The organism is Pseudomonas sp. 3A(2025), assembly GCF_054589175.1.
This window is the reverse complement of record NZ_BAAILM010000022.1, coordinates 113,726-138,058: the sequence shown is the minus strand read 5'-3', so window position 1 is coordinate 138,058 and position 24,333 is coordinate 113,726. Positions and strand designations below refer to the sequence as shown.

Here is a 24,333-nt window from a genome sequence, read left to right as displayed (position 1 = left end):
CACCCCCCGTGCGGCGCTGTACAGCGCCGCATCTACCGCACCCAAGTGCGCCAGCGCGTGGGGTTCTTCACGACGGGCAAGCTGGCGCGGCAAGTGCAGCGCCAGAGCCTGTGCCGCGCCATACCAGCACGCGGCAATGCCGATAGCGCCTTGCCAGAAGCCCTGGCGTTGCAGATAGGCCCCGGGCTCGCCGACCCGCCAGGCCATGGCCTGCTCGAAGCGCACCTCGACACTGGCCGTGGCGCCCATGCCCACGGCGCACCAGCCATCATCCGTGACATGCACGCCCGGTTGCTCCAGCGCTACCGCCACCAGTTGCTGGCGGTCTTGCTCGTCCCAGGCGGTCAGCAGCGCGTGGCTAAGCACCGTCGCGCCGCTGCACCAGGCTTTCAGACCGTCCAGGCGCAAAGTATCGCCGTTACCGCTGACCCGAACCCGGGCCTGCGGTGGTTCGGCGGCCCACATGCCCCAGGTGCTGCCGTCAGCCACCGGCGGTGCACCCAGTTCAGTCATGATCGCCAGCGCATCGGTGTGGCCTTCGTACAGCTTGCACAATCCTAGGTCATGGCCGGCCACACACGCCAGCGCCTGCCAGCGCGCCAGCGTTGCTCCGGCGCCAGGCAAGGGCAGGCGATCAAGCCCTTCGGTAACAAGGGCTTGCAGGCACACGCTTAACTCGGCGGTGCCCGCCCGTAGCAGCGGGTGCTGCTTCAGAAACACCGCCAGCGCGCTGTTCACGCCTGATCTTCGCGTTGCAGTTCAAACAGCAGCAAGGACCGCGGTGCGACCGCGTAAGCGTTGCCGAACTCAAGACGATTCTTGCGTGGCACCTCATCCTGGTTGGTGTCGATCAGGCAGGTGTAATGCGTGCCTTCCGGAACTTCGGGCAAGGTGAAGTCAATGCCTTCGTGGTGCGCGTTGACCACCAGCAGCAACGTGGCGTCGGCGCCCGGGCGAGGGATACCGGTTTCCTGGGCGCGGCCGTCCATCAGCATGCCCAGGCAGCGGCCGTTGCGGTCCTGCCACTGCTCGACGCTCATTTCATTGCCATCGGGTGCCAGCCAGGTAACGTCCTTGACGCCGATCTCTTCGTTGAACTCGCCGACCAGAAAGCGGCTGCGACGCAGAATCGGGTAGCTCTGGCGCAGCTTGATCACCCGTTTGACGAACTTGAGCAGCGCTTCACCGTCGCTGTCCAGGTTCCAGTTGATCCAGCCGATTTCACTGTCCTGGCAATACGCATTGTTGTTGCCGTGCTGGGTGCGGGCGAATTCATCACCGGCCACCACCATCGGCGTGCCCTGTGACAGCAGCAAGGTGGCGAAAAAGTTGCGCATCTGGCGCAGGCGCAAGGTGTTGATGTCGGCGTCTTCGGTCGGCCCTTCGACACCGTGGTTCCAGGACAGGTTGTTGTTGCTGCCATCCTGATTGTTTTCGTCGTTGGCTTCGTTGTGCTTGTCGTTGTACGACACCAGGTCGTGCAAGGTGAAGCCGTCATGCGCGGTGATGAAGTTCACCGACGCCTGCGGACGCCGGCCACGCTGGTTGAACATGTTGCCCGAGGCCGTCAGGCGTGCGGCGAAGTCCGGCAGTTGCGCCTCGTCGCCTTTCCAGAAGGCGCGTACGGTGTCGCGGTATTTGTCGTTCCATTCCATCCAGCCTGGCGGAAAGCCACCGACCTGATAGCCGCCAGGGCCGCAGTCCCACGGCTCGGCGATCAGCTTGACCTGACGCAGCACCGGGTCCTGGCGACAGGCGACCAGGAAGCTGTGACGCTCGTCGAAGCCATCGTGATAGCGGCCCAGAATGGTCGCCAGGTCGAAGCGGAAGCCGTCGACGTGCATTTCCGAAGCCCAGTAGCGCAGCGAGTCGGTGACCATCTGCAGCACGCACGGGTGGCTGAGGTCCAGGGTGTTGCCGGTACCCGAGTCGTTGATGTAGAAGCGCTTGTCGTCCGGCATCAGGCGGTAGTACGAGGCGTTGTCGATGCCGCGCATCGACAGGGTCGGGCCCAGTTCGTTGCCTTCGGCGGTGTGGTTGTAGACCACGTCGAGAATCACCTCAAGGCCGGCCTTGTGCAGGTGGGCGACGGTTTCCTTGAATTCGGCGATCTTGCCGTGCGCCAGATAACGCGGGTCCGGGGCAAAGAACGCAATGCTGTTGTAGCCCCAGTAGTTGGTCATGCCCTTTTGCAGCAAATGCTGGTCGTTGACGAAGGCATGAATGGGCAACAGCTCGACTGAGGTCACGCCCAGCTTGCGAATGTGCTCGATGACTTCCGGGACTTTCAGGCCCAGAAAGGTGCCTTTGTATTCGTCGGGCACCGAAGGGTGCAGTTTGGTGTAACCACGCACATGGGTTTCATAAAGAATGGTCTTGTCCCATGGCGTCCCGACGCGCTGGTCGCGGCCCCAGGTGTAGGCAGGGTCGATGACCTTGCTCTTGGGCACGAAAGGCGCACTGTCGCGTTCGTCGAAGCTCAGGTCGCCATCGGGGTGACCGATGGTGTAGCCAAACAGCGACTCGGACCATTTCAGTTCGCCGACCAGTTGTTTGGCGTAGGGGTCGATCAGCAGTTTGTTGTGGTTGAAACGGTGGCCGTTGGCCGGATCGTAAGGGCCGTATACCCGATAGCCGTAAACCAGCCCTGGATGGGCGTCGGGCAGGTAACCGTGAAAGATCTCATCGGTGTACTCGGGCAGCTCGATACGTTCCAGTTCGACTTCGCCGGTGGAGTCGAACAGGCACAGCTCGACCTTGGTGGCGTTGGCCGAGAACAGGGCGAAGTTGACGCCCAGCCCGTCCCAGTTGGCGCCCAGTGGAAAGGGCAGGCCTTCACGCAGGCGGGAAATCGAAGGTTTGGATTCAGGGGTTTCATGGGATGCTTTTTTCGACGACGTGCTCATGGGTATGTCCTGAATTAGAAATTAATGCTTGAAATGTGGTTTTCCGGGCGGCCGTTCCCGTTATCGCGGCCACGGCCCGACAAGGTCGAGAAAAAGCAATCGAGTCAAAGCCGTCAGCGCCAGGGCAGGGTGCCCACTGGCGCTGCGGCACGGAATCGCCGGACGTTAAGGCGCGGCGGGCTTGCGAGGTTTTTTCACGGCAGGCTTTGGTGGTTGTTCAGTCGTGGTTGCAGGCTTCACCGCAGGCTTGGCCGGCGCTTCCGATGCCGCCGCAGCCGGCTTGGGCTTTGCAGCAGGTTTAGGTGCTGCCTTGGCAGCCGGTTTGGCGGCCGCTGCGGCTTTGGCGGCAGGTTTGGCCGGAACCGGTTTGCCTTCTGCAACACCGTCGACGGCGGGCAGTTTGGGTTTGCTGGCTTTGCGCGCAGGGCTTTTGTCAGGGGCCAGGGCTTGCGCCTCGGCCAGCTTGCGCGCCATCTCCCAGTGACGACTGTCCTGGCCGTGGGGCTTACCTTCCGATTCCCATATCTGATACGCGAATTCGCGGATTCTCTTTTCGTCGGCACTCATCTCGACACTCCCGGCTATTACAAGGTTTGGATGAACAGGTTTACGGAAAATTCCTTGAGCGCAGTACTGAGCGCCAACGCCTTCCCACTCAGGCTGAGCCTTTCATCGAACAACCCTTGCAAGGACTGATCAGGCTCGGCAAACGGCAGGATTACGCATGTATCGCCCCAACCGTCGGTCTGTATGAATGGAGTTGGCGCAGTGCCCAATAGTTCAGTGCAGTTGCGCGGTACCAGAACAACGGCATATTGGTTGTGCCAGAGACGGGCAAACGCCAGCACTTTGTCGGCGTGGCTACCGCGCACTTCCAGAGCAATATAGTCGCCATTGGCGAACAGTTCCGCCTGGGCGGCGCGCCGGTTCAGCGTGCGGGCGATCAGGGCCTGTTTGATGTGCCCGTCGCGCCAGCGGCTCAGCAGTTCGCTTGCCGGCGCAGTGGCGGCCAGGGCTTGTGCACGGGCCTGGTAGTCGACCGGACGACGGTTGTCCGGGTCGACCAGGCTGAAGTCCCAGAATTCGGTGCCCTGGTACAGGTCCGGTACGCCCGGCACGGTCATGCGCAGCAGCACCTGGGCGAAGCTGTTCAAGGCGCCGGCGGTGGCGATCCGTTGCGCGGTGGCGCCCAGCGACTGGCGCAGCGATTGCCCTTCAGGGGCCAGCAGCACACGTTCGAGAAAGGCGCGGCAGGCGCTTTCATAGGCCTGGTTCGGCGCCGCCCAACTGCTTTGCAATTTGGCCTCGCGTAGCGCTTTTTCCTGCCAGCGGCTCAGGCGTTCGAAATAGTCTTGGCGGGCACGCTCGTCATCCAGTTCAAGATCCAGCGGCCAACTGCCCAGCAGCGCCTGATACAGCATCAACTCATCGCCGCCGCTGATGTTGACCTCGCCGTCCTTGAGCGGCTGCGCCAGTTGCCGCCAGCGTTCGACCTGCTCGGCGTACCAGCCAGCGTGTTCGCTAAGCACAGCAAGGCGCGTACGGGTGTCCTCGCCGCGTTTGTGGTCGTGGGTGGCGGTGGCCAGCAGGTTGTTGGGGAAGTGCGCGTGACGCGCCTCACAGGCCGCATGGAAGTCCGCAGGCGCAGCACTGAAGTGCCCGGGATGAAAGCCCACGTCATTGCGCGACAGCAGCACCGCCGAGCGATAGAACGAGGTGTCCTCGACCGACTTGGCCGCCACCGGCGAGGTCAGTTGCTGAAAGCGCACGCCGGCATTGCGGTACAGCTTGCGCAGCGGACCGCGTGGCAATGAGCGCCATGAGGTGCCGCCCAGCCAGCGTTGCAACCACTCCAGCACCGGCCAGTCGCCTTCGCCGAGTTGGGTGCGCGCACCTTCCATGGCCTGTTGAAAGACCTGTTCGTCCTCGCTTGAGCGCCCGCACACGCTGATGTAGGTGCGATACACCGGAAAATTACACACCAGCGCCAGCAAGGCGCGGCGAATCGCGCCCAAGGTCAGGTCGCGGCTCATCAGGTCGCTGCGCGCCACTTTCAGCAGCGCCTGGGCAACGTTCTCGAAGTCGCCGGCCAGGCTGCCGTGCAGCACCAGGTCGCGTGCCACCAGCTCTTCTTCGGCAAACACCGCAGTGCGTTCGCTGATCTGGCTCCACAGCTCACCCAACGGCGCCTCGCCCTTGGGATCGTGTTGCAGCAGCGACACCTGGTTCATGAATTCATAACCGGTGGTGCCGTCGATCGACCAGTCCTGGCGCAAGGCTTCATCGCTGCCCAGGATCTTTTCGACGTAGATCGGCAGATGTGCCAGGTGTGCCTCGGCCGGGCGCTGGGCCAGCAGGCCTTGCACGCGGCGGTGCAGCTTGCGGCAGTAACCGCGTGGGTCGGCAAGGCCGTCGACGTGGTCGATGCGCAGGCCGTCGACCAGACCTTCGGCGATCAACTGAAAGATCTTGCCGTGAGTGGCTTCGAATACGGCCGGGCGCTCGACGCGCAGGCCTCCCAGTTCGTTGATATCGAAAAAGCGTCGCCAGTTGATGTCATCACCGGCGGTGCGCCAGCTGGCCAGCCGGTAATGCTGGTCTTCGAGCAACTGATGCAGGCGCTTGAAGCCCTCAGGCTGACTGGAGTCCCAGTCCTTCAGGCCGCTTTGCAGCGCCTTGAGCACGGCAGGCTCACGCACGGCTTCAGCCAGCTGGCTGCGCAACTGGCGGGCGCGTTCGTAGGCTTGCGGGTACTGTGCCAGCGCCGTAAAGCGCTCGGCCAGTTCGGTGAGGACCGGGTGATCGGCGCTTTGCAGAACCTCGCCGTAGTTGACCGGGCAAATCGGGAAGTGGTGCTCGTAATGCTCGATGTACAAGCGGCCTGCATCGGCATCGAAGCGCAGCGGGATTTCGCCTGTCTGCAAGACCTTGCCGTAGTCGTCGCTCAGAAACGGCAGCAGTAATTGCCCCTTGAGCAACGGGTCCGGCGAGTGCCATTGAATGTCGAAGAAAATCGCGAACGGGCTGCCGCGCCCCCATTCCAGCAGGTCGAGCCACCACGGATTGTCGGCGCCGCCGACCGCCATATGGTTGGAAACGATGTCCAGAATCAGGCCCATCTTGTGTTCGCGCAAGGCCACGACCAGCCGGCGCAGGGCGTCTTCGCCCCCCAGTTCCGGGTTGATCACGGTCGGGTCGACCACATCGTAGCCGTGCATGGAGCCGGCGCGAGCCTTGAGCAAGGGCGATGCGTAAATGTGGCTGATACCCAGGCGGGCGAAATACGGCACCAGGGCGACGGCGTCGTCGAGGGTGAAGTCCTTGTGAAACTGCAGGCGCTGGGTCGCGCGCAGCAGGGGAGAAGTCGCACTCATTTGTCACGCTCCGCGGCTTGCTGACGGGCCTGTGACAACAGTTCAAGGCGCCGTGCAGCGTCTTCCTGATCAAGCAGGGTAATCGGGGTTGGCGACAGCCTGCGTCGCCAGTTGGGGTGGCTGTCGATGGTGCCGGGCAGGTTGGCCTGTTCCAGCACGCCCAGCGCGTCTTCGATCGGCAGCAGTACCAGCGGCGCACGGGTATGCCCCAGGTAGCGAATACTGGCGTCGATGATCAGGCTGCTGTCTTCGGTGGTCGCCGCAAAGTTGTGGTTGTTCTGGCTCAAGGCCTGGCGCAGGCCGTCGTACTCGCGGCTGCGTTCCTGCCGCCAGTGTTGCTGGGCTTGCGCATCGACGTGGCCCAGGCGGCTGTGCCATTCGATGTCCAGTTCGTTGAGCCAGCCGGTCAGGGTTGGCAGGTCATGCGTGCTGGTGGTTGCCAGTGCATCGGGCGACCAGTCGAGAATCGGCTTGAAGTGGCCGTTGCGTTGTTCGAACAACAGCACACGCATGCCCAGAATCGCCCGGCTCGACAGTTTTTCATGCAGGCCGGCCGGCACCGTGCCGAGGTCTTCACCCAGCACCACCGCCTTGTGCCGCCACGACTCCAGGCACAAAAGGCGCAGCATGTCGTCAAGCGGGAAATTCAGGTAGGCGCCTTCACTGGAGGCACTGCCCAGTGGAATGACCCACAAGCGTTGCAGGCCCATCACATGGTCGATGCGCAAGCCGCCGGCGTGGGCGAAGCTGGCGCGCAGCATTTCGATAAAGGCGCGAAAACCATTGCGCTTGAGGCCTTCGGGCGAAAACGCCGAGATGCCCCAGCTTTGCCCGGCACGGTTGAGAATGTCGGGCGGCGCGCCCACGCTCAGTGCCGACAGCAATTCGTCCTGACGGCTCCAGGCCTGGCTGCCAGCGCCGTCGGCGCCTACGGCCAGGTCGGCGATCAGGCCAACGCGCATGCCGCTTGCACGTGCGGCGGTTTGCGCGCGCTCAAGACCACGGGCCACCAGCCATTGAGCGAAGGCATGAAAGCCGATTTCCTTGACATGCTCAGCAGCAAACGCGGCCACGGCCGCATTGCCCGGTTGCTTGAAGTCGTCCGGCCATTCGTGCCAGTTGCCGCTCAAACCCAGCGTGTCGGACTGCTCGCGGATCGCTTCGAAGCGGCAGTGATTTTCCAGCGCCTCACCGTCCTTATGGCGAAAGCTGTTGAAGTCTTCCTGCAACGGATGATCACCCGCGATAAAGCCTTCATAGAGCGCACGCAGCGCCTGCCATTTGGCTTTGGCGGCAGCGGGCCAGTCGATCAGCGTCAGTTGCTCCAGGCGCTTGAGTTCTTCGGTCTGGCCGCTGTCTTCGATGGCCTGGCGCCAGGCGCGTTCGCCCAGCAGCGTGCCAGGGGAGGCATACAGGCTGTTGAAGAACAGCCGGCTGGACGGTGAGTACGGGCTGTAGCGGTGCGGGTCGTTGGCAAACATCGCGTGCAGCGGGCTGATCGCCAGCGCATCGGCGCCGCGCTCACCGGCACTGCGGGCAAAGGTTTCCAGCGCCTGGGTGTCGCCAAAACCGCCATCGCCTTCACGGCGCAGGCTGTAAACCTGCACGCTCAAGCCCCAGGCGCGCGGCACTGGGTCGTCACAGGCCATTGCCATGCTCCAGGCACTGGGCGGCGCTACAGCGATGGTCAGGGTCTGCCCGGCAATCGACAGCTGTTGATAGCCGATGGTTGTCTGAGCGGGCAGTTCGGCATCATCGGTCAGTTGCGACTGAACCGAGGTACCGTCTTCAAGATGCAGGGTAAACGCGGTGTTGGGTGCAAACCATGCCGATAGATTCAGCGCGGTGTTCTGCTCGACCGTCAGCAGCGGTGGGGCGCTGCCGCCCAGGCGTTCGGTCTGCAAGCGTTGCAGGCTGGCGTCGATGGCTTCGCGGCTGTCGGCGGCGTAGCCGAGCGCGTCGAGAACCTTGATCAATACCTCGGGGCTGACGGTCTGCGGCCGGTCATTGGCATCGACCCAGTGCACCGACAGGCCAGCCTGAGTGGCGAGTTTTTCCAGTTGTTCATTACTCATCCCGAGTCTCCGCTACATCATGGGCTGTCAGGCTGACAATCGCTGTCCAGGGTTCGAGGATGCCGTTTCGCGAAGGTTCGATCGAATGTTGCGGGCTGGCGAAAAGCACGCTTTCGCCGGGCGTAGGCAACGTGTTGACTGCCTGTTCGCCGAGGTTGAGGTCAATACGCAAGACCTGGCTATCACCCAGTTGCCAGCGTGCGCTGACCGCGCCGTCGCCCAGTACCTCGGTGCCCAAGGCAAAGCTACCGGGCAGGCGCGGGATGATTTCGTCGTGGCGGATGCGCAGCAGGCGCTGATACAGCTCCAGCCACCGGCGATGGTCCGCGCCGATGTCGGTATCCAGATCCAGCGCGGCCACGGACGGTTTCGAGGCTTCGAAGGTCAGCGGGTCGTTGGGGTCGGGAATATGTTCGCGTCGCTCCGGGTCGGCGAAGGCGGCAAAGTCGGCAAATTCGTTACGGCGACCTTCGCGCACGGCATCGGCGAGTTCGCCATGGTGACTGGTGAAAAACAGGAACGGCTCGCTGGCCGCCCATTCATCACCCATGAACAGCATCGGGATCATCGGCGACAGCAACAGCAGTACGGTGGCCGCCTGCAACGCTTGCGCAGGCGCCAGACGGGGCAGGCGCTCACCCAGGGCGCGGTTACCGATCTGGTCGTGGTTCTGCAAGAACAGCACGAACGCGGTCGGCGGCAAGTGCGCGCTCGGTTCACCGCGCGCGTGGCCGTGGCGGGTGGTCTCGCCCTGATAGACAAAACCTTCACCCAGCAGGCGTGCCAGCTTTTGCGTCGGGTGTTTGGCGAAATCCTGGTAATAAGCGTCGGTTTCGCCGGTCAGCAGCACATGCAGGGTGTTGTGCCCATCATCGTTCCACTGCGCGTCGAAGCCTTGTTCAAGGCGGTGGGCTTCGTTGAACTCGTTTTCAAGATTCAGCCATACATGTCGGCCCGGCTTGATCGCGGCGCGTACATGCAGGGCGAAGTCTTCAAGGAAGGTCGCATCCTTGATGGCGTGTACGGCGTCCAGGCGCAAGCCGTCGAAGCGGTATTCATTGAGCCACATGACGGCGTTGTCGATGAAAAAGCTGCGCACCTCAGGACGACGAAAATCGATGGCATCACCCCAAGGGGTGTGTTTGTCGGTGCGGAAGAATTCGCTGGCGTATTGACCGAGGTAGTTACCGTCGGGACCGAAGTGGTTGTAGACCACGTCGAGAATCACCGCCAGGCCGTGACCATGGGCGGCGTCGATCAATTGCTTGAGTTGTTCGGGAGTCCCGTAGGAGGCTTGGGGTGCATAAGGCAGGACGCCGTCGTAGCCCCAGTTGCGCTCGCCGGGAAATTGCGCCAGTGGCATCAGTTCAATTGCCGTGACGCCCAGTGCAGCCAGCCGTGGCAGGTGCTTTTCGACGCCGGCGTAACCGCCAAGGGCGCCGACATGCACCTCGTAAATCACCGCCTCGTGCCAGGGGCGGCCCTGCCAGTCAGGGTGTTGCCAGTGCCAGGCCGTCGGGTCGACCACCACACTCCGGGTGTGTACATCGCCGGCCTGAAAACGCGAGGCGGGGTCGGGCACTTCAAGCTGGTCGTTGATCCTGAAGCGGTACCCGGTACCGGCCGGTGCATGGGTTTCGAGCACGAACCAACCCTCGGTCAGGGCTGGCATTGCCAGCGCCTGACCGTTGTCGAGCAACAGGGTGACGGTGTCTGCATCCGGTGCCCAGAGGGCAAAACGTGTGTGTTCAGGGTCCAGCAAAACGGCGCCGTGGCGCCAGTCAGATTCTGTACGCAGGGGCATCCGTAACCTCGTGTCTGTCAGTAATGCAGGGCAACACCCTGATTTTTCTTCAGCAAGTCCTGATAAAGATCGGCGTAGGGTTCGACCGCTTGTTGCCAGTTGAAAGGGGCGGCCATGGCGCGGCAGCGCATGGCATTGAGCAGCTCGGTGTTTTCAAAGACCTTGAACGCACGGTTAAGGGCTTCGGCATAGCTCTCGACGCTCGACTCGTTGAACAGAAAGCCGGTCACGCCGTCTTCGATGGTGTCGGCCAGCCCGCCGGTATTGCGTGCCACCGGCAGCGAACCGAAGCGCTGGGCGTACATCTGGCTCAGGCCGCAAGGTTCGTAACGCGACGGCATCAGCAAAAAGTCGCTGCCGGCGAACATGCGTCGTGCATCGGTTTCGTTGAAGCCGACCCGAACGCTGATCCGGCCAGGAAAACGTGCTGCCAGTTCACGCATCGACTCTTCGGCTTCCGGTTCACCGCAACCGATGATCGCGATCTGCCCGCCGTTGGCGACAATGTGCTCGGCCACGCCAATGGTCAGGTCCAGGCCTTTTTGATAAACCAGCCGTGAAACCACGGCGAACAACGGGCCCTTGGACGGCTCCAGCTCGAACAGCTCGCGCACGTAATCGGCGTTGATCTCCTTGCGCAGCCATTCGTTGGGGGCGAAGTGGCAAATCAGGTGCTGGTCGGTGGCCGCATCCCAGCTGGCATCGATACCGTTGGGAATACCGCTGAGCTGGCCCTTGTCGGCCTTGCTTTGCAGAAAGCCTTCCAGGCCACAGCCGAACTCGGGCGTGGTGATTTCTCTGGCATAGGTGGCGCTGACCGTGGTGATGTGGCTGGCGTAAGCCATGCCAGCCTTGATGAACGACAGCTTGCCGTAAAACTCCATGCCTTCGCTGCCCAGAGCTTCTTCGGGAATACCCAGCTCGCGCGACGTCGTCGGGCTGACCGTGCCCTGGTAGGCCAGGTTATGAATCGTGAAAATGCTTGGGGTGCTTTGACCGCGCCAGCGCATGTAAGCCGGCGCCAGGCCGGCTGGCCAGTCGTGGGCGTGCACCAGTTCCGGGCACCATTGGGTCTTGACTGCACCGGCTGCGAAATCGGCAGCGGCGAGACCCAGACGGGCAAAGCGGATGTGGTTGTCGTTCCAGTCACGGCCATTGCTGTCGCCATAAGGCGTACCTGGGCGCTCGTACAGCTCCGGGCAGATCAACACATAAATGACCAGACCGTCCTTCATGTCCATACGACCGATCTTGCATGGCGGCAAAGCGGCGTAGCCGCCCAGTTCGCTGATGATATGAATCGGATTACCGCTATTGATCACTTGCGGGTAGCCGGGAATCAGCACCCGGACATCGTGCAGATGGCGCATGGCACGAGGCAGGGCGGCAGAAACATCGCCCAGCCCGCCGGTCTTGACCAGGTCGGCCAGCTCGGAGGTGACAAACAGCACCTTGCGGCGATTGACCTGCGAAATCGTATGTTGCGGTGTAGCCGGCAAATGCAGCACAGGTACCTGGGGTCTGCCCAGTACCGGAAGATGACTCAGCTCGCTGGCCGGCTGACCAAAACTCTCTCCCTGCTGGGTTTTTACAGCGGCGCTTATCATCGTGTTCTCCCGTTGAATACAAGTGTTGTTGCAGTGTTTCCCTGATTCCCGGGCCATGTCCTGTGGCCGGTCAAACATTGTCACGCAAGATCAATACCCGTTTACTGTCTGTGCAGTTTCAAGGACAGGGTAATCAGCACCATGAGCAAGGTCATTTCCCAGCATAGGCGGCTCTTAGCAGATGACCCGGCACTTTTTCAGAAGTTTCGACTTTTTTACGCGCCAATGTCTGGCCTGCGGCTTGGGCGCCTTGCGATTGTGTAAAAAGCTTGAAAATGAAGGGTCTGAAACGCACATGTAAGGCTGAAAGGAGTGTTGGCTACCGCTCGTCGGAATTCTATTCGGGGCGAGTAGCGAGGCTGCTGGTGATGCTGCCAGGCAGGCAGATGACTGCTTCGCGCTCAGCAATTGTTGGCTGTAAGACATTTCCTTGACCATGTGGTAGTGATTTCCTGTGCTTTTGTTGAAAATTCCTGCACGCCAACCTGATCAATTTCGTCGTTGTCGCGCTAGAATCGCCCGCCCCATGCCCAGTAACAGGGCATATGGCGATTCTGCCTGCCGATTGTGACGAGGAACCCCATGCAATCCCCAGAGGTGCTGGTACTGCAAGCGAGCTACACCAATCCGGTCCATGCCGATGCCATCGGTTTTGTGCTCAATCACTATGCCGAGGACGTCATGGGCGGCGGCGAGCCGCTGCCTATGGACACCCGCCAGCAACTGGCCAAAGAACTGGCCAAGCGTGCGCATGCCTTCAGCGTACTGGCCTTTATTGCCGGCGAGCCGGTGGGGCTGATCAACTGCTTCGAGGGGTTTTCAACCTTCGCCTGCCGCCCGTTGGTCAATATTCATGACGTCGTGGTGCTGGCTCAGTACCGGGGGCAGGGCATCAGCCAGAAGATGCTCGCCAAGGTCGAAGAAATCGCGCGCCAGCGCGGCTGCTGCAAGCTGACCCTCGAAGTGCTGGAGGGCAATGACGTGGCCTTGGCGGCTTACAGAAAGCAGGGTTTCGAGGGGTATCAGCTCGACCCGGCAATGGGCCGGGCGCTGTTCTGGCAGAAGTCGCTTTGACGGTGCGGCGCACCGTCAATGACGTGTGGCGCTAATCAGGCCGTCGGGACGTTGCTGCGGGCTTGTTGCAGCAACTGGGTCATTTGCGCCAGCTGGTGCTGCAATTGCGCACGCTCTTCTTTAAGGGCGCGCAGTTCGTCGCGGCGGATGGTGACATACAGGGTTTGTGGTGCAAGTGCTGGTAGTACGGTGCCCATTGCTCACCTCGCAAATGGCGGATTGACGTCAGAAAGGCTATCGCAATGACCGTCAGTCCCCGACTCGCCCTTGCTCGTCCCCTCTATCGGCGGCGATTCTGATTTCTTTCGCAGGTGATTGAAACTTTTTTATTTTTTGCGGTCGCGTGACTTTTGTCTTCGTGATGACACAGTGCCCATTGGGCACCCATAACCGGGCGACAGCGCAGGTTCAGCTTGGACGGGAACGATCAGTGCCCCGGCCGGACTAACTTGCATGCCTCTCAGCTTCGTATACCGTGAAGCTTTATTTCTCAAAGAACATGCCTCAGGGAGCACCACTTCATGCAACTCGGGATCGTTGGACTTGGCCGCATGGGCGGCAATATCGCCAGACGTTTGATGCAAAGTGGCCATACCACCGTCGTCTACGACCGTGACGAAGCCTCGCGCACCACCCTGGCCGCCGAAGGCGCTACAGCCGCCGCCGACCTGGCCGGCCTGGTCGCCGCCATGCAGGCGCCACGCGCCGTCTGGGTGATGCTGCCGGCCGGTGAGCCGACCGAGCAGACCATCGAGGCCTTGAGCCAGTTGCTCGAGCCCGATGACGTGATCATCGACGGCGGCAACACCTTCTACAAGGACGACATCCGTCGTGCCCAGAGCCTGGCGCAGAAAGACCTGCACTATGTCGACGTCGGCACCTCCGGCGGCGTCTGGGGCCTGGAGCGTGGCTACTGCATGATGATCGGTGGCGAGCAGGCCATCGTCGAACGCCTCGACCCGCTGTTCGCCACCCTGGCGCCGGGCATTGGCGACATCCCGCGCACTGTCGATCGCGATGCTGCGGCCGACCCGCGTGCCGAGCAGGGCTATATCCACGCAGGTCCTGCCGGCTCCGGGCATTTCGTCAAGATGATCCACAACGGCATCGAGTACGGAATGATGCAGGCCTTCGCCGAGGGCTTCGACATCCTCAAGCAAAAGAACTCCGAGCATCTGCCGGCCGAACAGCGCTTCGACCTCAACGTTGGCGATATCGCTGAAGTCTGGCGTCGCGGCAGCGTGGTGTCGTCCTGGCTGCTGGACCTGACCGCCGATGCACTGGCCAGCGATCCGGCCCTTGATGCCTATTCGGGCTCGGTGGCCGACAGCGGTGAAGGTCGCTGGACCATCGAAGCCGCCATCGAGCAGGCCGTACCGGCACCGGTACTGTCCAGCGCCCTGTTTGCGCGCTTCCGCTCGCGTCAGCAAAGCACCTATGCCGACAAGATTCTTTCCGCCATGCGCTTCGGTTTCGGTGGTCACAAGGAGGTTAAATAATGGGTCTTGGGCGTTCGACTGAAACTGAAAAAACTCCGGAAGTTGCACCACCCACCACTCTGTTTCTGTTCGGCGCCCATGGCGACCTGGTCAAGCGCCTGCTGATGCCGGCGCTGTGCAATCTGACCCGCGACGGTCTGGTCGACGACAACCTGCACATCGTCGGTGTCGACCACAACGCCGCCACCGATAAAGAATTCGCGCAAAAGCTCGAAGCCTTTCTTCGTGAGGAAGGCGCGAAAAAGAACACCGAGGGTGGCGAAGTCCTCGACCCTGAACTGTGGCAGCGGCTGGCGTCGCGCATCAGCTACATTCAGGGCGACTTTCTCGAAGACAGCACCTACCAGGCCATTGCCACCAAGATCGAAAGCACCGGCACCGGTAACGCCGCGTTTTATCTGGCCACCGCGCCGCGTTTTTTCAGTGAAGTGGCCAAGCGTCTCGGCAGCGCCAAGCTGCTCAAGGAGCGCGGCGGCGTGTTTCGCCGTGTAGTGATCGAAAAGCCTTTCGGTCACGACCTCGAGAGCGCCATGGCGCTCAACGCCAGCCTGCTCAAGGTCATGAGCGAGAAGCAGATCTATCGCATCGACCATTACCTGGGCAAGGAAACGGTGCAGAACATTTTGGTCAGCCGTTTCTCCAACGGCCTGTTCGAGTCGTTCTGGAACAACCATTACATCGATCACGTGCAGATCACGGCGGCTGAAACCGTCGGCGTCGGCACCCGTGCCGGTTTCTATGAGAACACCGGTGCCTTGCGTGACATGGTGCCCAATCACCTGTTCCAGTTGCTGGCCATGGTCGCCATGGAACCGCCGGCTGCGTTCGGCGCCGATGCGGTACGCGGTGAAAAGGCCAAGGTGGTCGGTGCCATTCGGCCCTGGAGCGAGATGGAAGCGCTGGCCAACTCGGTGCGCGGCCAGTACACCGAGAACAAGAGCGCAGGCCTGCCGGGCTATCGGGATGAAGACCGGATCGAGCCCGACAGCAATACCGAAACCTATGTGGCGCTCAAGGTGATGATCGACAACTGGCGCTGGGTCGGCGTGCCGTTCTACCTGCGCACCGGCAAGCGCCTGAGCACCCGCAGCACCGAGATCGCCATCTGCTTCAAGCCGGCGCCTTATGCGCAGTTTCGCGATACCTCGGTCGACCGGCTCAAGCCCAACTTTCTGCGCATCCGGATCCAGCCCAACGAAGGCATGTGGTTCGACCTGCTGGCCAAGCGGCCGGGGCCGACGCTGGACATGGAAGACGTCAAGCTGGGCTTTGCCTACAAGGACTTCTTCGAAATGCAGCCCTCGACCGGCTATGAAACGCTGATCTACGACTGCCTGACCGGCGACCAGACGCTGTTTCAGCGCGCCGACAACATCGAAAACGGCTGGCGCGCCGTGCAGCCGTTCCTCAATGCCTGGAGCAAGCACCCCGAGGTTCAGCCGTACATTGCCGGCGGCAGTGGACCGGAGGCGGCCGATGAACTGCTGCGCAACGACGAACGTGAATGGCGGCCTATCGATGGCTGAACCCTCCACGATTCGCCTGCTGTTGTCGGACATGGACGGCACCCTGCTGCAACCCGATCACAGTCTGAGTCCTGCAACGGTGGCGGCCATCGGCCGCCTGCGCGAGGCGGGCATTGCCTTCACCCTGGCCAGCAGCCGCCCGCCACGGGCGATGCGTCAGGTGGTCGAGCAGTTGCAACTCGATCTGCCCACCGCCGGCTTCAATGGCGGCACGCTGGTCAATCCGGATGGCAGCGTGCTGGTGGCCCATCACATCGACCCCCAGGCCGTGCGCTTGTGCCTGGAGGCGTTTGCCGGGCATGACGTAGCGGTCTGGGTCTTCGCCGACGGTCAATGGTTGCTGCGCGACCTCGAGGGCGATTACGTCGAACATGAACGCAGCGCACTGGGCTATGACCCGGTGCAGGTCGACAGCTTCACGCCATATATGGATCGCGTCGACAAGATCGTCGCCTCCAGCCGCGACTTTGCCGGCCTCAAGGCGCTCGAAGACCAGATGGCCGCACAACTTGACGGGCTCGCTCTGGCGGCCCGCTCACAGGATTACTACCTCGACATCACCGCCTTGCAGGCCAACAAGGGCGATGCCCTGCGCGCCTTGGCCAATCACCTGGGGATTGAGCTGGCGCAGACCGCCGCGATCGGCGATGGCCACAACGACGTGGCGATGTTTCGCGTCGCCGGGTTGTCAATTGCCATGGGCCAGGCGCGTCCCGATGTGCGCAGCGAGGCTGACCGGGTGACCGCCAGCAATCAGCAGGACGGTGTGGCACAAGCGATAGACCGCTATCTGCTGCCGCGCGAGGTGAAAGATTAACGTTTAGCAGAAGGAAAACCCGTCATGGCTGCACTGATCGAAGACTATGCCCTGTTGGGTAACTGCAAGACCGCAGCACTGGTATCGCGCGATGGCTCGCTGGACTGGCTGTGCTTTCCGCGCTTCGATGCACCGGCGTGTTTTGCCGCCTTGCTGGGCGACAGCGACAACGGTTGCTGGAAAATCGCTCCGGCCGCCGAGGTCACGCGCACCGAGCGGCGTTACCGGGACGGCACGCTGATTCTGGAGACCGAATTCCACACCGCGACCGGCCGTGCCATGCTGGTCGACTTCATGCCCATGAACACCCAAGGCCACGTGGTGCGCAGCGTGGTCGGGCTTGAAGGGCAGGTCGAGTTCGTCATGGACCTGGCGATTCGCTTCGACTACGGCAGCACCGTGCCCTGGGTCGAAAAACGTGAGCCACATGTGCTGACTGCTGTTGCCGGCCCCGACATGCTGGTGCTGCACAGCCCGGTCGATCTGCACCCCAAGGACCACCACACCGGCAGCCGTTTTCATGTGCAAGCCGGTGAGCGCAAGACCTTCTGTATCGCCTGGCAACCTTCCAATGAGCCGGTACAGGCTGCGCTCGATGTCGAGCAGGCGCTCAAGGACACCACGCGCTTCTGGCTGGATTTCTCCGGGCATTGTCCGGAAGTCGGCGCCTGGAGTGAACAGGTCAAGCGCTCGCTGATCACCCTCAAGGCCATGACTTACCTGCCCACCGGCGGTATCGTCGCGGCGGTCACTACCTCGTTGCCCGAAGAACTGGGCGGCGAGCGTAACTGGGACTACCGCTACTGCTGGCTGCGCGACGCAACCATGACGTTGTTGGCGTTCATCAACCTGGGTTATCTCGAAGAAGCTACGGCCTGGCGTGACTGGCTGCTGCGTTCGATCGCCGGTAACCCCGAGCAGATTCAGATCATGTACGGCCTGGGCGGCGAGCGACGGCTGCAGGAGTACGAACTGCCGTGGCTGGCCGGCTACGAAGGCTCGAAACCGGTGCGGGTCGGCAATGGCGCCGCCACGCAGATGCAACTGGACGTCTATGGCGAAGTGGCCGATGCCATGACCCATGCCACGCGCAGCGGTATGCCCCAACACCCGCGCGGTGTTGGCATCTCGCGGCTGGTCATGCCGTATCTGGAAAAAGTCTGGCGCCAGCCGGATGCCGGCATCTGGGAAATCCGTTGTGAGCCCCGGCACTTCACCCATTCCAAAGTCATGGCCTGGGTGGCCTTCGACCGTAATGCCAAGCAACTGGCAAGCCTGGCCACCACTGACCGTGACCGCCGCCTGGCCCAGCGCTGCCGCGATGTGGCCGACGAAATCCATGCCGATGTCTGCAAGCATGGTTATGACGAAAGCCTGGGCTGCTTTGTGCAGTCTTACGGCTCGAAGACCGTGGACGCCAGCCTGTTGCAAATTGCCCTGACCGGCTTTTTGCCTGCCGATGACCCGCGTGTGCTCGGCACCGTGACTGAAATCGAACGCACCCTGATGCAGGACGGCCTGTTGCTGCGCTACGACGCCGAGCGCAGCCACGACGGGGTCGCGGGCGGCGAGGGCACGTTCCTGGTCTGTTCGTTCTGGCTAGCCGACGTGTATGTGCTGCTGGGGCGCATGGACGAAGCCCGCGCCCTGTTCGAGCGCCTGTGCGGGCTGTGCAACGACGTCGGGCTGCTGGCCGAGCAATATGACGTCAAGGACCAGCGCATGCTCGGCAACTTCCCTCAGGCCTTCAGCCATATCGGCATCATCAACACCGCTTTGAACCTGCACCGCGCCGAAGCGCCTTGCCCGGTCAGGGAACGCAGCGGCGAGGAAGTGGTGGAAGCGGGCTGAGATCATACCTCACGCAATTTCTTGTACAGCGTGGTGCGCGAAATACCCAGCTCTTGTGCGGTGGCGGAGATATTGCCACCGTTGGCCTGCAAGGTGTCCTGTATGGTTCGCTGCTGCGCTGCCTTGAGCGATAAAGCCGGGGCCATGGTACCCGCTGGCAGTCCGCATAAATGTTCGGGCAGGATTTCACCGCTGTCTTCTGCCAGGGCGCTGGCCAGCCGCAGGGTTTGTTCCAGCTGCCGAATATTGCCCGGCCAGCGCTGGGCCAGCAGAGAAGCCAGGCTGTCCGGGTGCAGGCGGTTTTTACCGTGTTGGCGCAGCAGCGTATCGATCAGGTGATGCAGGTCTTTGCGCTCGCGCAGCGCCGGCAAATGCGCGGTCAGGCCGTTGAGCCGGTAGTACAGGTCTTCACGAAAGCGTCGTTCGCCGATCAGCGCCGGCAGGTCGCAGTGCGTGGCGCTGATCAGGCGCACGTCCAGCGGCCGGCTCTCCGAGCTGCCGAGGCGGGTCACCCGGCGCTCTTGCAGCACGCGCAACAAGCGCGTCTGCAAGGGCGCTGGCATGTCGCCGATTTCATCCAGCAGCAACGTGCCGCCGTGAGCCTCTTCAAGCCGGCCACTGGCGCCGCCTTTGCGCGCCCCGGTGAAGGTCCCGTCGCTGTAGCCGAACAGCTCTGCCTCGATCAGGCTTTCCGGAATCGCCGAGCAATTGATCGCCACGAATGGCGCGTCGGGGCAGACTTCGCCATGCAAGGCGCGGGCAAACACTTCTTTGCCAGTGCCGGTTTCGCCCAGCAGCAGCACCGGGATGCTGGCGGCAAAGGCTTTGCGCGCGGCCTCGAACTGGCGATTGAGTTGTGGGTCGCGGCCCACTGGCGAGTGATCGCCGTGGTAACGGGTGGCGGTGTTGTGCGGTCTTGCACCCAGCGCATGAGCATACAGGCAGGAACCGTCGTTGAGCCGTACCAGGCCCGGTGTGTGACGTTGTGCGTCGAGGCTGGGGTCGCGGGTAAACCACTGCTGCCAGTGAGCCAGCCCCGCGGGCATGCCCAGCAGCCGTCGGGCGGTGCCGTTGGCGGCGTGAATGTGGCCGTCGCCATCCAGAGCCAACAAGCCTTGCAGGGGCGTGCCGATCAGGCGCGGGTCGTGTTGCAGGCTAAGGATCTGGCAGTCGCCCAGGTGTGCAAACAGGCGGTTTTCAGTGGCCATGGCGGCGAGGCGTAACTGGTCGAGCACGGCCTGGGCATTGCGTTCGCCAATGCCGGTGATGTCCAGCGCGCCGATCAGTTCGCCGTGCACGCCATGCACCGGCATCGACACACAGAAGAAACGCTCGAATTCGCTCAGGTAATGTTGCCAGCCGTGCAGCACGACGGGTTGGTCTTCGGCCAGGGTGCAACTGGGCGCGGTGGTGCCGATGTCCGCTTCGTGTACGCGCCGGCCGATCTGCAACGGCTCCAGCGCATCCATGGGGCCGGCATGCCGGGACTGGATGATTACACCTCGGGTATTGACGCAGAACAGCGTCCACGACTGGCCGCCAAACACCTGCCAGAGACGCTCGAATTCAGGCTGCACGCACGCGCCCAGTTGCCGGTCGCTGTCATCAAGGTCGAAAAGGGTGACGTCGGGACGGTGCAGGCGCGACTCCCACGGGCTCAGCCCGGCATCGCGCGAGCGCTCCCAGGAGCGGGCAACCGGCTCAGGCAACAGTCCGGCAGGCAATGGCGCGCCTTCAAACAAAAGCCGGCGGGCGCCGGCCAGGCGCTGGGGATCGGTCAGCAGCAAGCTATCCATCAAGGCACCCTGATTTTTATTAGTCGTGGCTGCTGAGTAAAACCCCGCGCAGCCACCTGTGTAAAGCCTCAGAAGTCACCGATCAGAACAGTAGCAACGCCCTCAGGTTTATCCCCACATCCTCACGAAAGCCGCCTTCGGCCTGCACATCGTGAGTCAGTTGCGCACTGAGCTGCACATTGCGGGCGACCATTTGCTGGAACTCGAAACGCACCTGCTGCACCTCGGTCTTCTGGCCAATGTAGTCACCGTCGATAAACTGCTTGCCGCCGGTGCTGGCCGAATAGCCCAGCGCAATGCGCTGACTCGGGTTGAAGTCGTAGCGCAGGTTGGCCTGCACCTGATAAGTGGGGTCTTGCTCAAGCTTCTGGTTGCCGGCCCCGGCGTCATCGTTATCACCGTACAGCACCGCGTCGCCGTACAGCTCCAGCGAGGTCTTGCCCCACAGCGGCTCGACCCAGCCCAGTTGCAGGTCGAACTTGTAGCGATTCTCGCCCAGGTTCAGCGAGTCGCCCTTGTGGTAACTGCCCCACGGCACATACAGCAACGGGGTCACGCCGAAATAGCGCCCGCTGCTGCCGGCGCCGGGCTGGTTGACCAGCCAGAAGGTCGCGCCAAAGATCGGGTCGGCCATGCCGCTGGCGCTGCCCAGCGACTGGCCCGCGATTCTCGCGTTATAGACATGGCCGAACGGCAGCAAGACTTGGGGGTCGACGGTGATGCCGGCGATTTCCGTGAAGTGGATCAGGCGCAGGATGCTGATATTGCTTTTCAGGCGGGTGTTATCCGACACCGTGCCGCCGCCGTCGGGGTTGAAGCTGCTGGCGCGGCTGTATTGCTGATACCAGGCGGCCACGCTGGTGCCGGGGGGCAGGGCGGTGTAGTCGCCGGCGTTGACGTCGACGGCAAAGGCTCTGGCAGACAGCAACAGGCTGGCCGCCAGAACAGAAGACTGGATGGCTCGAACGTGCATGATGGGTTCCTGTTATTTTTTTAATTGGAAGGGGGTGCCGCCACGGCCGCAGCCGTGACGGCGGTGCTGCGTCAGCTACCGATCATCAGCACGGGCTTGAGGGTGATGCCTTTTTCGCTGTCTTCAGCGGCCTGGTTGATTTGCTCGAAGGGGTAGAACTTCACCAGTTTGTCGAACGCGAAGCGCCCTTGCAGGTGCAGCTCGACCAGTTGCGGGATGAACTGTTGCGGCACGCTGTCGCCTTCGACGATGCCACGAATGCTCTTGCCCCCGAGCAGCAGGTCGTTGACGTCGAACTCGGCGGTGGTGCCCAGCGGCGGCGCGCCGACCACGCCCACGCAACCGAGGCTGCCCAATGAATCCACGGCCTGGCGCAGCACTTGCGGGCGACCGGTGGATTCCAGGGCAAAATTCGCCCCGCCGGTGATTTCACGAATCACCGCCACCGCGTCGCTGTCCTTGCTGTTCACCACGTGCGTCGCGCCCAGCTCCAGCGCCAGTTCCAGGCGTGACGGCACCACGTCCACGGCAATGATCACCGAGGCGCCTGCAACTCTGGCCGCCAATACCGCCGACAGCCCCACGGCACCGGCGCCAAAGGCGACAAAGCTGCTGCCGGGGGTGACTTTCAGCGAGTTGATCACCGCACCGGCGCCGGTCTGGATGCCGCAACCCAACGGGCCGAGCAGCGCCAGCGGCGCCTCCTTGGGCACCTTGACCGCGTTGTTCTCGCGGCTGATGGCATAGGTGGCAAACGAAGACTGGGCGAAGAAGTGGTCATGCAGCGCCTCGCCGCGTTCGTCTTGCAACGCATTGTGGCCGTGCGGGTCGGCGCCGCTGAAGTTGCGTCCGAAAAACTCTTGGCAGTAAGCAGCATGACCGCCGCCACACGGTTTGCAGTGCCCGCAATAGCCGTAGGTCAGCACCACATGATCGCCCACCGCCAGGCCGCGCACCTGCGGCCCGATGGCTTCGACCACGCCGGACCCTTCATGGCCCAGCACCGCCGGCAGCGGCACCGGGTAGTACTGGTCGCGCACGATCATGTCGGTGTGACACATGCCGGTGGCGACGATGCGCACCAGCACTTCGTCGTCCTTGGGCTCGCGGATGCGTGCCGCTTCGATCACGAACGGCGCGCCTTTGGTACGGGTAACAGCAGCTTTGATGGCTCGAAAGGTTGTGCTCATTATTATTTTTCTCTTTTGGTTAACGCAGGTGGTGAATGTTTAAACGGTGCTTTAAAGCGGGTACAGCGGTGCGTCGCCCTTGAGGGTCAGCCACTGCCATTGGGTGAACTCTTCCCAGTTGGCCGGGCCGCCAATGCTGGTGCCGTTGCCGGAGGCGCCGACGCCGCCGAACGGGTTGATCACTTCGTCGTTCACGGTCTGGTCATTGATGTGCAGCAGACCGGTGCGCAGGCGCTCGCCCAGCTTCAATGCGCGCCCCACATCACGGGAAATGACCGCTGCCGACAGGCCGTACTCGGTATCGTTGGCCAGGCGAATGGCGTCCTCGTCGGTGTCGAACGGCACGACGACGGCGACCGGGCCGAAGATCTCTTCATGAAAGGCCGGGTTGTCCTGCTGCACACCGCTGAGCACGGTGGCCTGGAAAAACAGCCCGTCGTACTCGCCGCCGGCTTCGATGCGCGCACCGGCCTGTTGCGCGGCCTGCACGACCTTGTAGGCATGGTCGCGTTGCTGGGCATTGATCAGCGGGCCCAGGTGCACTTCGCCTTGTGCAGGATCACCCACGGTCAGGCTGCGCGCCTTGGCGGTCAGGCGCTCGACAAAGGTGTCGTAGATGCCGCGTTGGACCAGCAAACGGCCGGTCGACATGCAGATCTGCCCCTGGTGCAGGTACACGCCCCAGGTGGCGTTAGCGAGCGCAGTGTCCAGGTCGGCATCGTCGAGCACGATCAGCGAGTTCTTGCCGCCCAGTTCCAGCGAGACTTTTTTCAGGTGTTTGCCTGCCGCTTCGCCGACCTTGCGTCCGGCACCGGTAGAGCCGGTGAACTGGATCATCGCTACATTCGGCTCGGCGACCAGCGCCGCACCCGCTTCGGCCGCGCCCGGCAGCACGTGCAGCGCGCCGGCTGGCAGACCGGCCAGTTCAAACAGCCGCGCCAGCACCAGGCCGCCGCACACTGCCGTGCGTGGGTCGGGCTTGAGGATCACGCTGTTGCCCACCGCCAGTGCCGGTGCCACAGCGCGCGCGGCCAGGTACAACGGAAAATTGAACGGCGAAATGATCCCGATAACACCCAGCGGGCGACGGCGCGCCAGACTCAGGCGGCCCGGTGAAGTCGGTAGCACCTCGCCCTGGCTGCGCGAAGGCAGGCCTGCGCTTTCATAAAAGGCCTTGATGGTCAGGCTGGTTTCAAAGGCCGCCTTGGGCCGGGTCGAGCCGCTTTCACGTACCAGCCACTCGACGATCTCATCGAAATGCTGCTCGGCCAGTTGCGCCGCTTTACGCAGCACGCGGGCACGATCGTCATAGGGCAGGGCGAACCAGTTTTCCTGTGCGTCGCGTGCCACCTGCGCCGAGTGGGCCACGGTGTCGGCATCGGCCAGGCCAATGCGGCCCAGCGTGGCGCCACTGGCTGGTTCGATCACCTCGCCTGGGGCCAGCGGTCCTGCGACCCACGCGCCGTTGAACAGGCGCTCGTTCCACAGTTGATTGGGCAGCAGGCTTGAAGTCTCAGACATGGGGCATCCTCGTTGTGCTTGTTATGGGGGCCGCACCAGGCGGCTTGGCGTTGCGGATTGAAGGATGCTCAGCATGAGCTGTGCCAACCCGGATTTATTGGAGTTGAGGCTGGTTGAGTGTTCAGGGGGTGAACAACTGGACAGTGCAGTGTTCAGGAACTGCACAGTAGGAGATCACCCGCCGCCACGGCGCCGCGCTGTCGCGCAGCAAACATGCGATTGTAGGAGGGGGCTCTGCCGGAATGCCGGACCACCGCGGTCGGCTGCGTTAGCAGTCGTAAATGTTCAGCGTTTCATAGATTTCTGTGAGCGCTTCGCGC

17 protein-coding genes are annotated in these 24,333 nt (G+C 62.6%); 5 read left to right on the top strand and 12 right to left on the bottom strand.

The window, feature by feature from the left end:
- From ACYP2A_RS08795 to glgA, 7 genes are all read right to left on the bottom strand, one after another.
- Positions 1 to 738 (bottom strand): acyl-CoA dehydrogenase (locus ACYP2A_RS08795; protein ID WP_459744463.1); only part of this gene is annotated, 738 nt, incomplete at its 3' end.
- The gene (gene glgX / locus ACYP2A_RS08790; protein WP_459744462.1) at positions 735 to 2,906 is read right to left on the bottom strand and encodes a glycogen debranching protein GlgX; all 2,172 of its coding nucleotides are present in this window, start codon (positions 2,904 to 2,906) and stop codon (positions 735 to 737) included. The genes ACYP2A_RS08795 and glgX, both read right to left, overlap by 4 nt.
- 165 nt (positions 2,907 to 3,071) lie before the next feature.
- Positions 3,072 to 3,473, bottom strand: a complete 402-nt coding sequence (locus ACYP2A_RS08785; RefSeq protein WP_459744461.1) for a DUF2934 domain-containing protein — start codon at positions 3,471 to 3,473, stop codon at positions 3,072 to 3,074.
- A 17-nt stretch (positions 3,474 to 3,490) separates the two neighbouring features.
- On the bottom strand, positions 3,491 to 6,280 hold the full coding sequence (locus ACYP2A_RS08780; RefSeq protein ID WP_459744459.1) for a malto-oligosyltrehalose synthase: 2,790 nt from the start codon (positions 6,278 to 6,280) through the stop codon (positions 3,491 to 3,493).
- On the bottom strand, positions 6,277 to 8,355 hold the full coding sequence (malQ, locus tag ACYP2A_RS08775; RefSeq protein WP_459744458.1) for a 4-alpha-glucanotransferase: 2,079 nt from the start codon (positions 8,353 to 8,355) through the stop codon (positions 6,277 to 6,279). The genes ACYP2A_RS08780 and malQ overlap by 4 nt, the downstream gene beginning before the upstream one ends.
- The gene (gene treZ, locus ACYP2A_RS08770) at positions 8,348 to 10,159 is read right to left on the bottom strand and encodes a malto-oligosyltrehalose trehalohydrolase (RefSeq protein ID WP_459744454.1); all 1,812 of its coding nucleotides are present in this window, start codon (positions 10,157 to 10,159) and stop codon (positions 8,348 to 8,350) included. Before treZ ends, malQ begins: the two co-directional genes overlap by 8 nt.
- 17 nt (positions 10,160 to 10,176) lie before the next feature.
- Positions 10,177 to 11,766, bottom strand: a complete 1,590-nt coding sequence (gene glgA / locus ACYP2A_RS08765; protein ID WP_459744452.1) for a glycogen synthase GlgA — start codon at positions 11,764 to 11,766, stop codon at positions 10,177 to 10,179.
- 582 nt (positions 11,767 to 12,348) lie between these two features.
- Here glgA and ACYP2A_RS08760 point away from each other — a divergent pair.
- On the top strand, positions 12,349 to 12,840 hold the full coding sequence (locus tag ACYP2A_RS08760) for a GNAT family N-acetyltransferase (protein WP_459744451.1): 492 nt from the start codon (positions 12,349 to 12,351) through the stop codon (positions 12,838 to 12,840).
- Between the two features lie 35 nt (positions 12,841 to 12,875).
- Here the strand turns inward: ACYP2A_RS08760 and ACYP2A_RS08755 are convergent, their stop codons facing one another.
- Positions 12,876 to 13,037: a DUF6026 family protein gene (locus ACYP2A_RS08755; protein ID WP_459744449.1), complete on the bottom strand. Its 162-nt coding sequence runs from the start codon at positions 13,035 to 13,037 to the stop codon at positions 12,876 to 12,878.
- 288 nt (positions 13,038 to 13,325) lie between these two features.
- Between ACYP2A_RS08755 and gnd the strand changes: the two genes are divergently transcribed.
- From gnd to ACYP2A_RS08735, 4 genes are read left to right on the top strand one after another with little or no spacing between them, the layout of a single operon-like run.
- Positions 13,326 to 14,339, top strand: a complete 1,014-nt coding sequence (gene gnd / locus ACYP2A_RS08750) for a phosphogluconate dehydrogenase (NAD(+)-dependent, decarboxylating) (RefSeq protein ID WP_459744620.1) — start codon at positions 13,326 to 13,328, stop codon at positions 14,337 to 14,339.
- Positions 14,339 to 15,865, top strand: a complete 1,527-nt coding sequence (gene zwf, locus ACYP2A_RS08745) for a glucose-6-phosphate dehydrogenase (RefSeq protein ID WP_459744447.1) — start codon at positions 14,339 to 14,341, stop codon at positions 15,863 to 15,865. The genes gnd and zwf overlap by 1 nt, the downstream gene beginning before the upstream one ends.
- A complete protein-coding gene (locus ACYP2A_RS08740) occupies positions 15,858 to 16,682 on the top strand; it encodes an HAD family hydrolase (protein ID WP_459744445.1) in 825 nt (274 codons plus the stop codon). Before zwf ends, ACYP2A_RS08740 begins: the two co-directional genes overlap by 8 nt.
- Before the next feature lie 24 nt (positions 16,683 to 16,706).
- Positions 16,707 to 18,533 (top strand): glycoside hydrolase family 15 protein, encoded by a 1,827-nt coding sequence (locus ACYP2A_RS08735; protein WP_459744443.1) that lies wholly within the window; start codon positions 16,707 to 16,709, stop codon positions 18,531 to 18,533.
- Between the two features lie 2 nt (positions 18,534 to 18,535).
- On the opposite strand, the gene ACYP2A_RS08730 is transcribed toward ACYP2A_RS08735, so the two are convergent.
- From ACYP2A_RS08730 to ACYP2A_RS08715, 4 genes are all read right to left on the bottom strand, one after another.
- Positions 18,536 to 20,329: a sigma-54-dependent Fis family transcriptional regulator gene (locus tag ACYP2A_RS08730; protein ID WP_459744442.1), complete on the bottom strand. Its 1,794-nt coding sequence runs from the start codon at positions 20,327 to 20,329 to the stop codon at positions 18,536 to 18,538.
- Between the two features lie 82 nt (positions 20,330 to 20,411).
- Positions 20,412 to 21,302 (bottom strand): transporter, encoded by an 891-nt coding sequence (locus tag ACYP2A_RS08725; protein ID WP_459744440.1) that lies wholly within the window; start codon positions 21,300 to 21,302, stop codon positions 20,412 to 20,414.
- Positions 21,303 to 21,373: 71 nt separating this feature from the next.
- A complete protein-coding gene (locus tag ACYP2A_RS08720; RefSeq protein WP_459744439.1) occupies positions 21,374 to 22,492 on the bottom strand; it encodes an NAD(P)-dependent alcohol dehydrogenase in 1,119 nt (372 codons plus the stop codon).
- Positions 22,493 to 22,543: 51 nt separating this feature from the next.
- Positions 22,544 to 24,013 (bottom strand): benzaldehyde dehydrogenase, encoded by a 1,470-nt coding sequence (locus tag ACYP2A_RS08715; RefSeq protein WP_459744437.1) that lies wholly within the window; start codon positions 24,011 to 24,013, stop codon positions 22,544 to 22,546.
- Positions 24,014 to 24,333 lie beyond the last annotated feature (320 nt).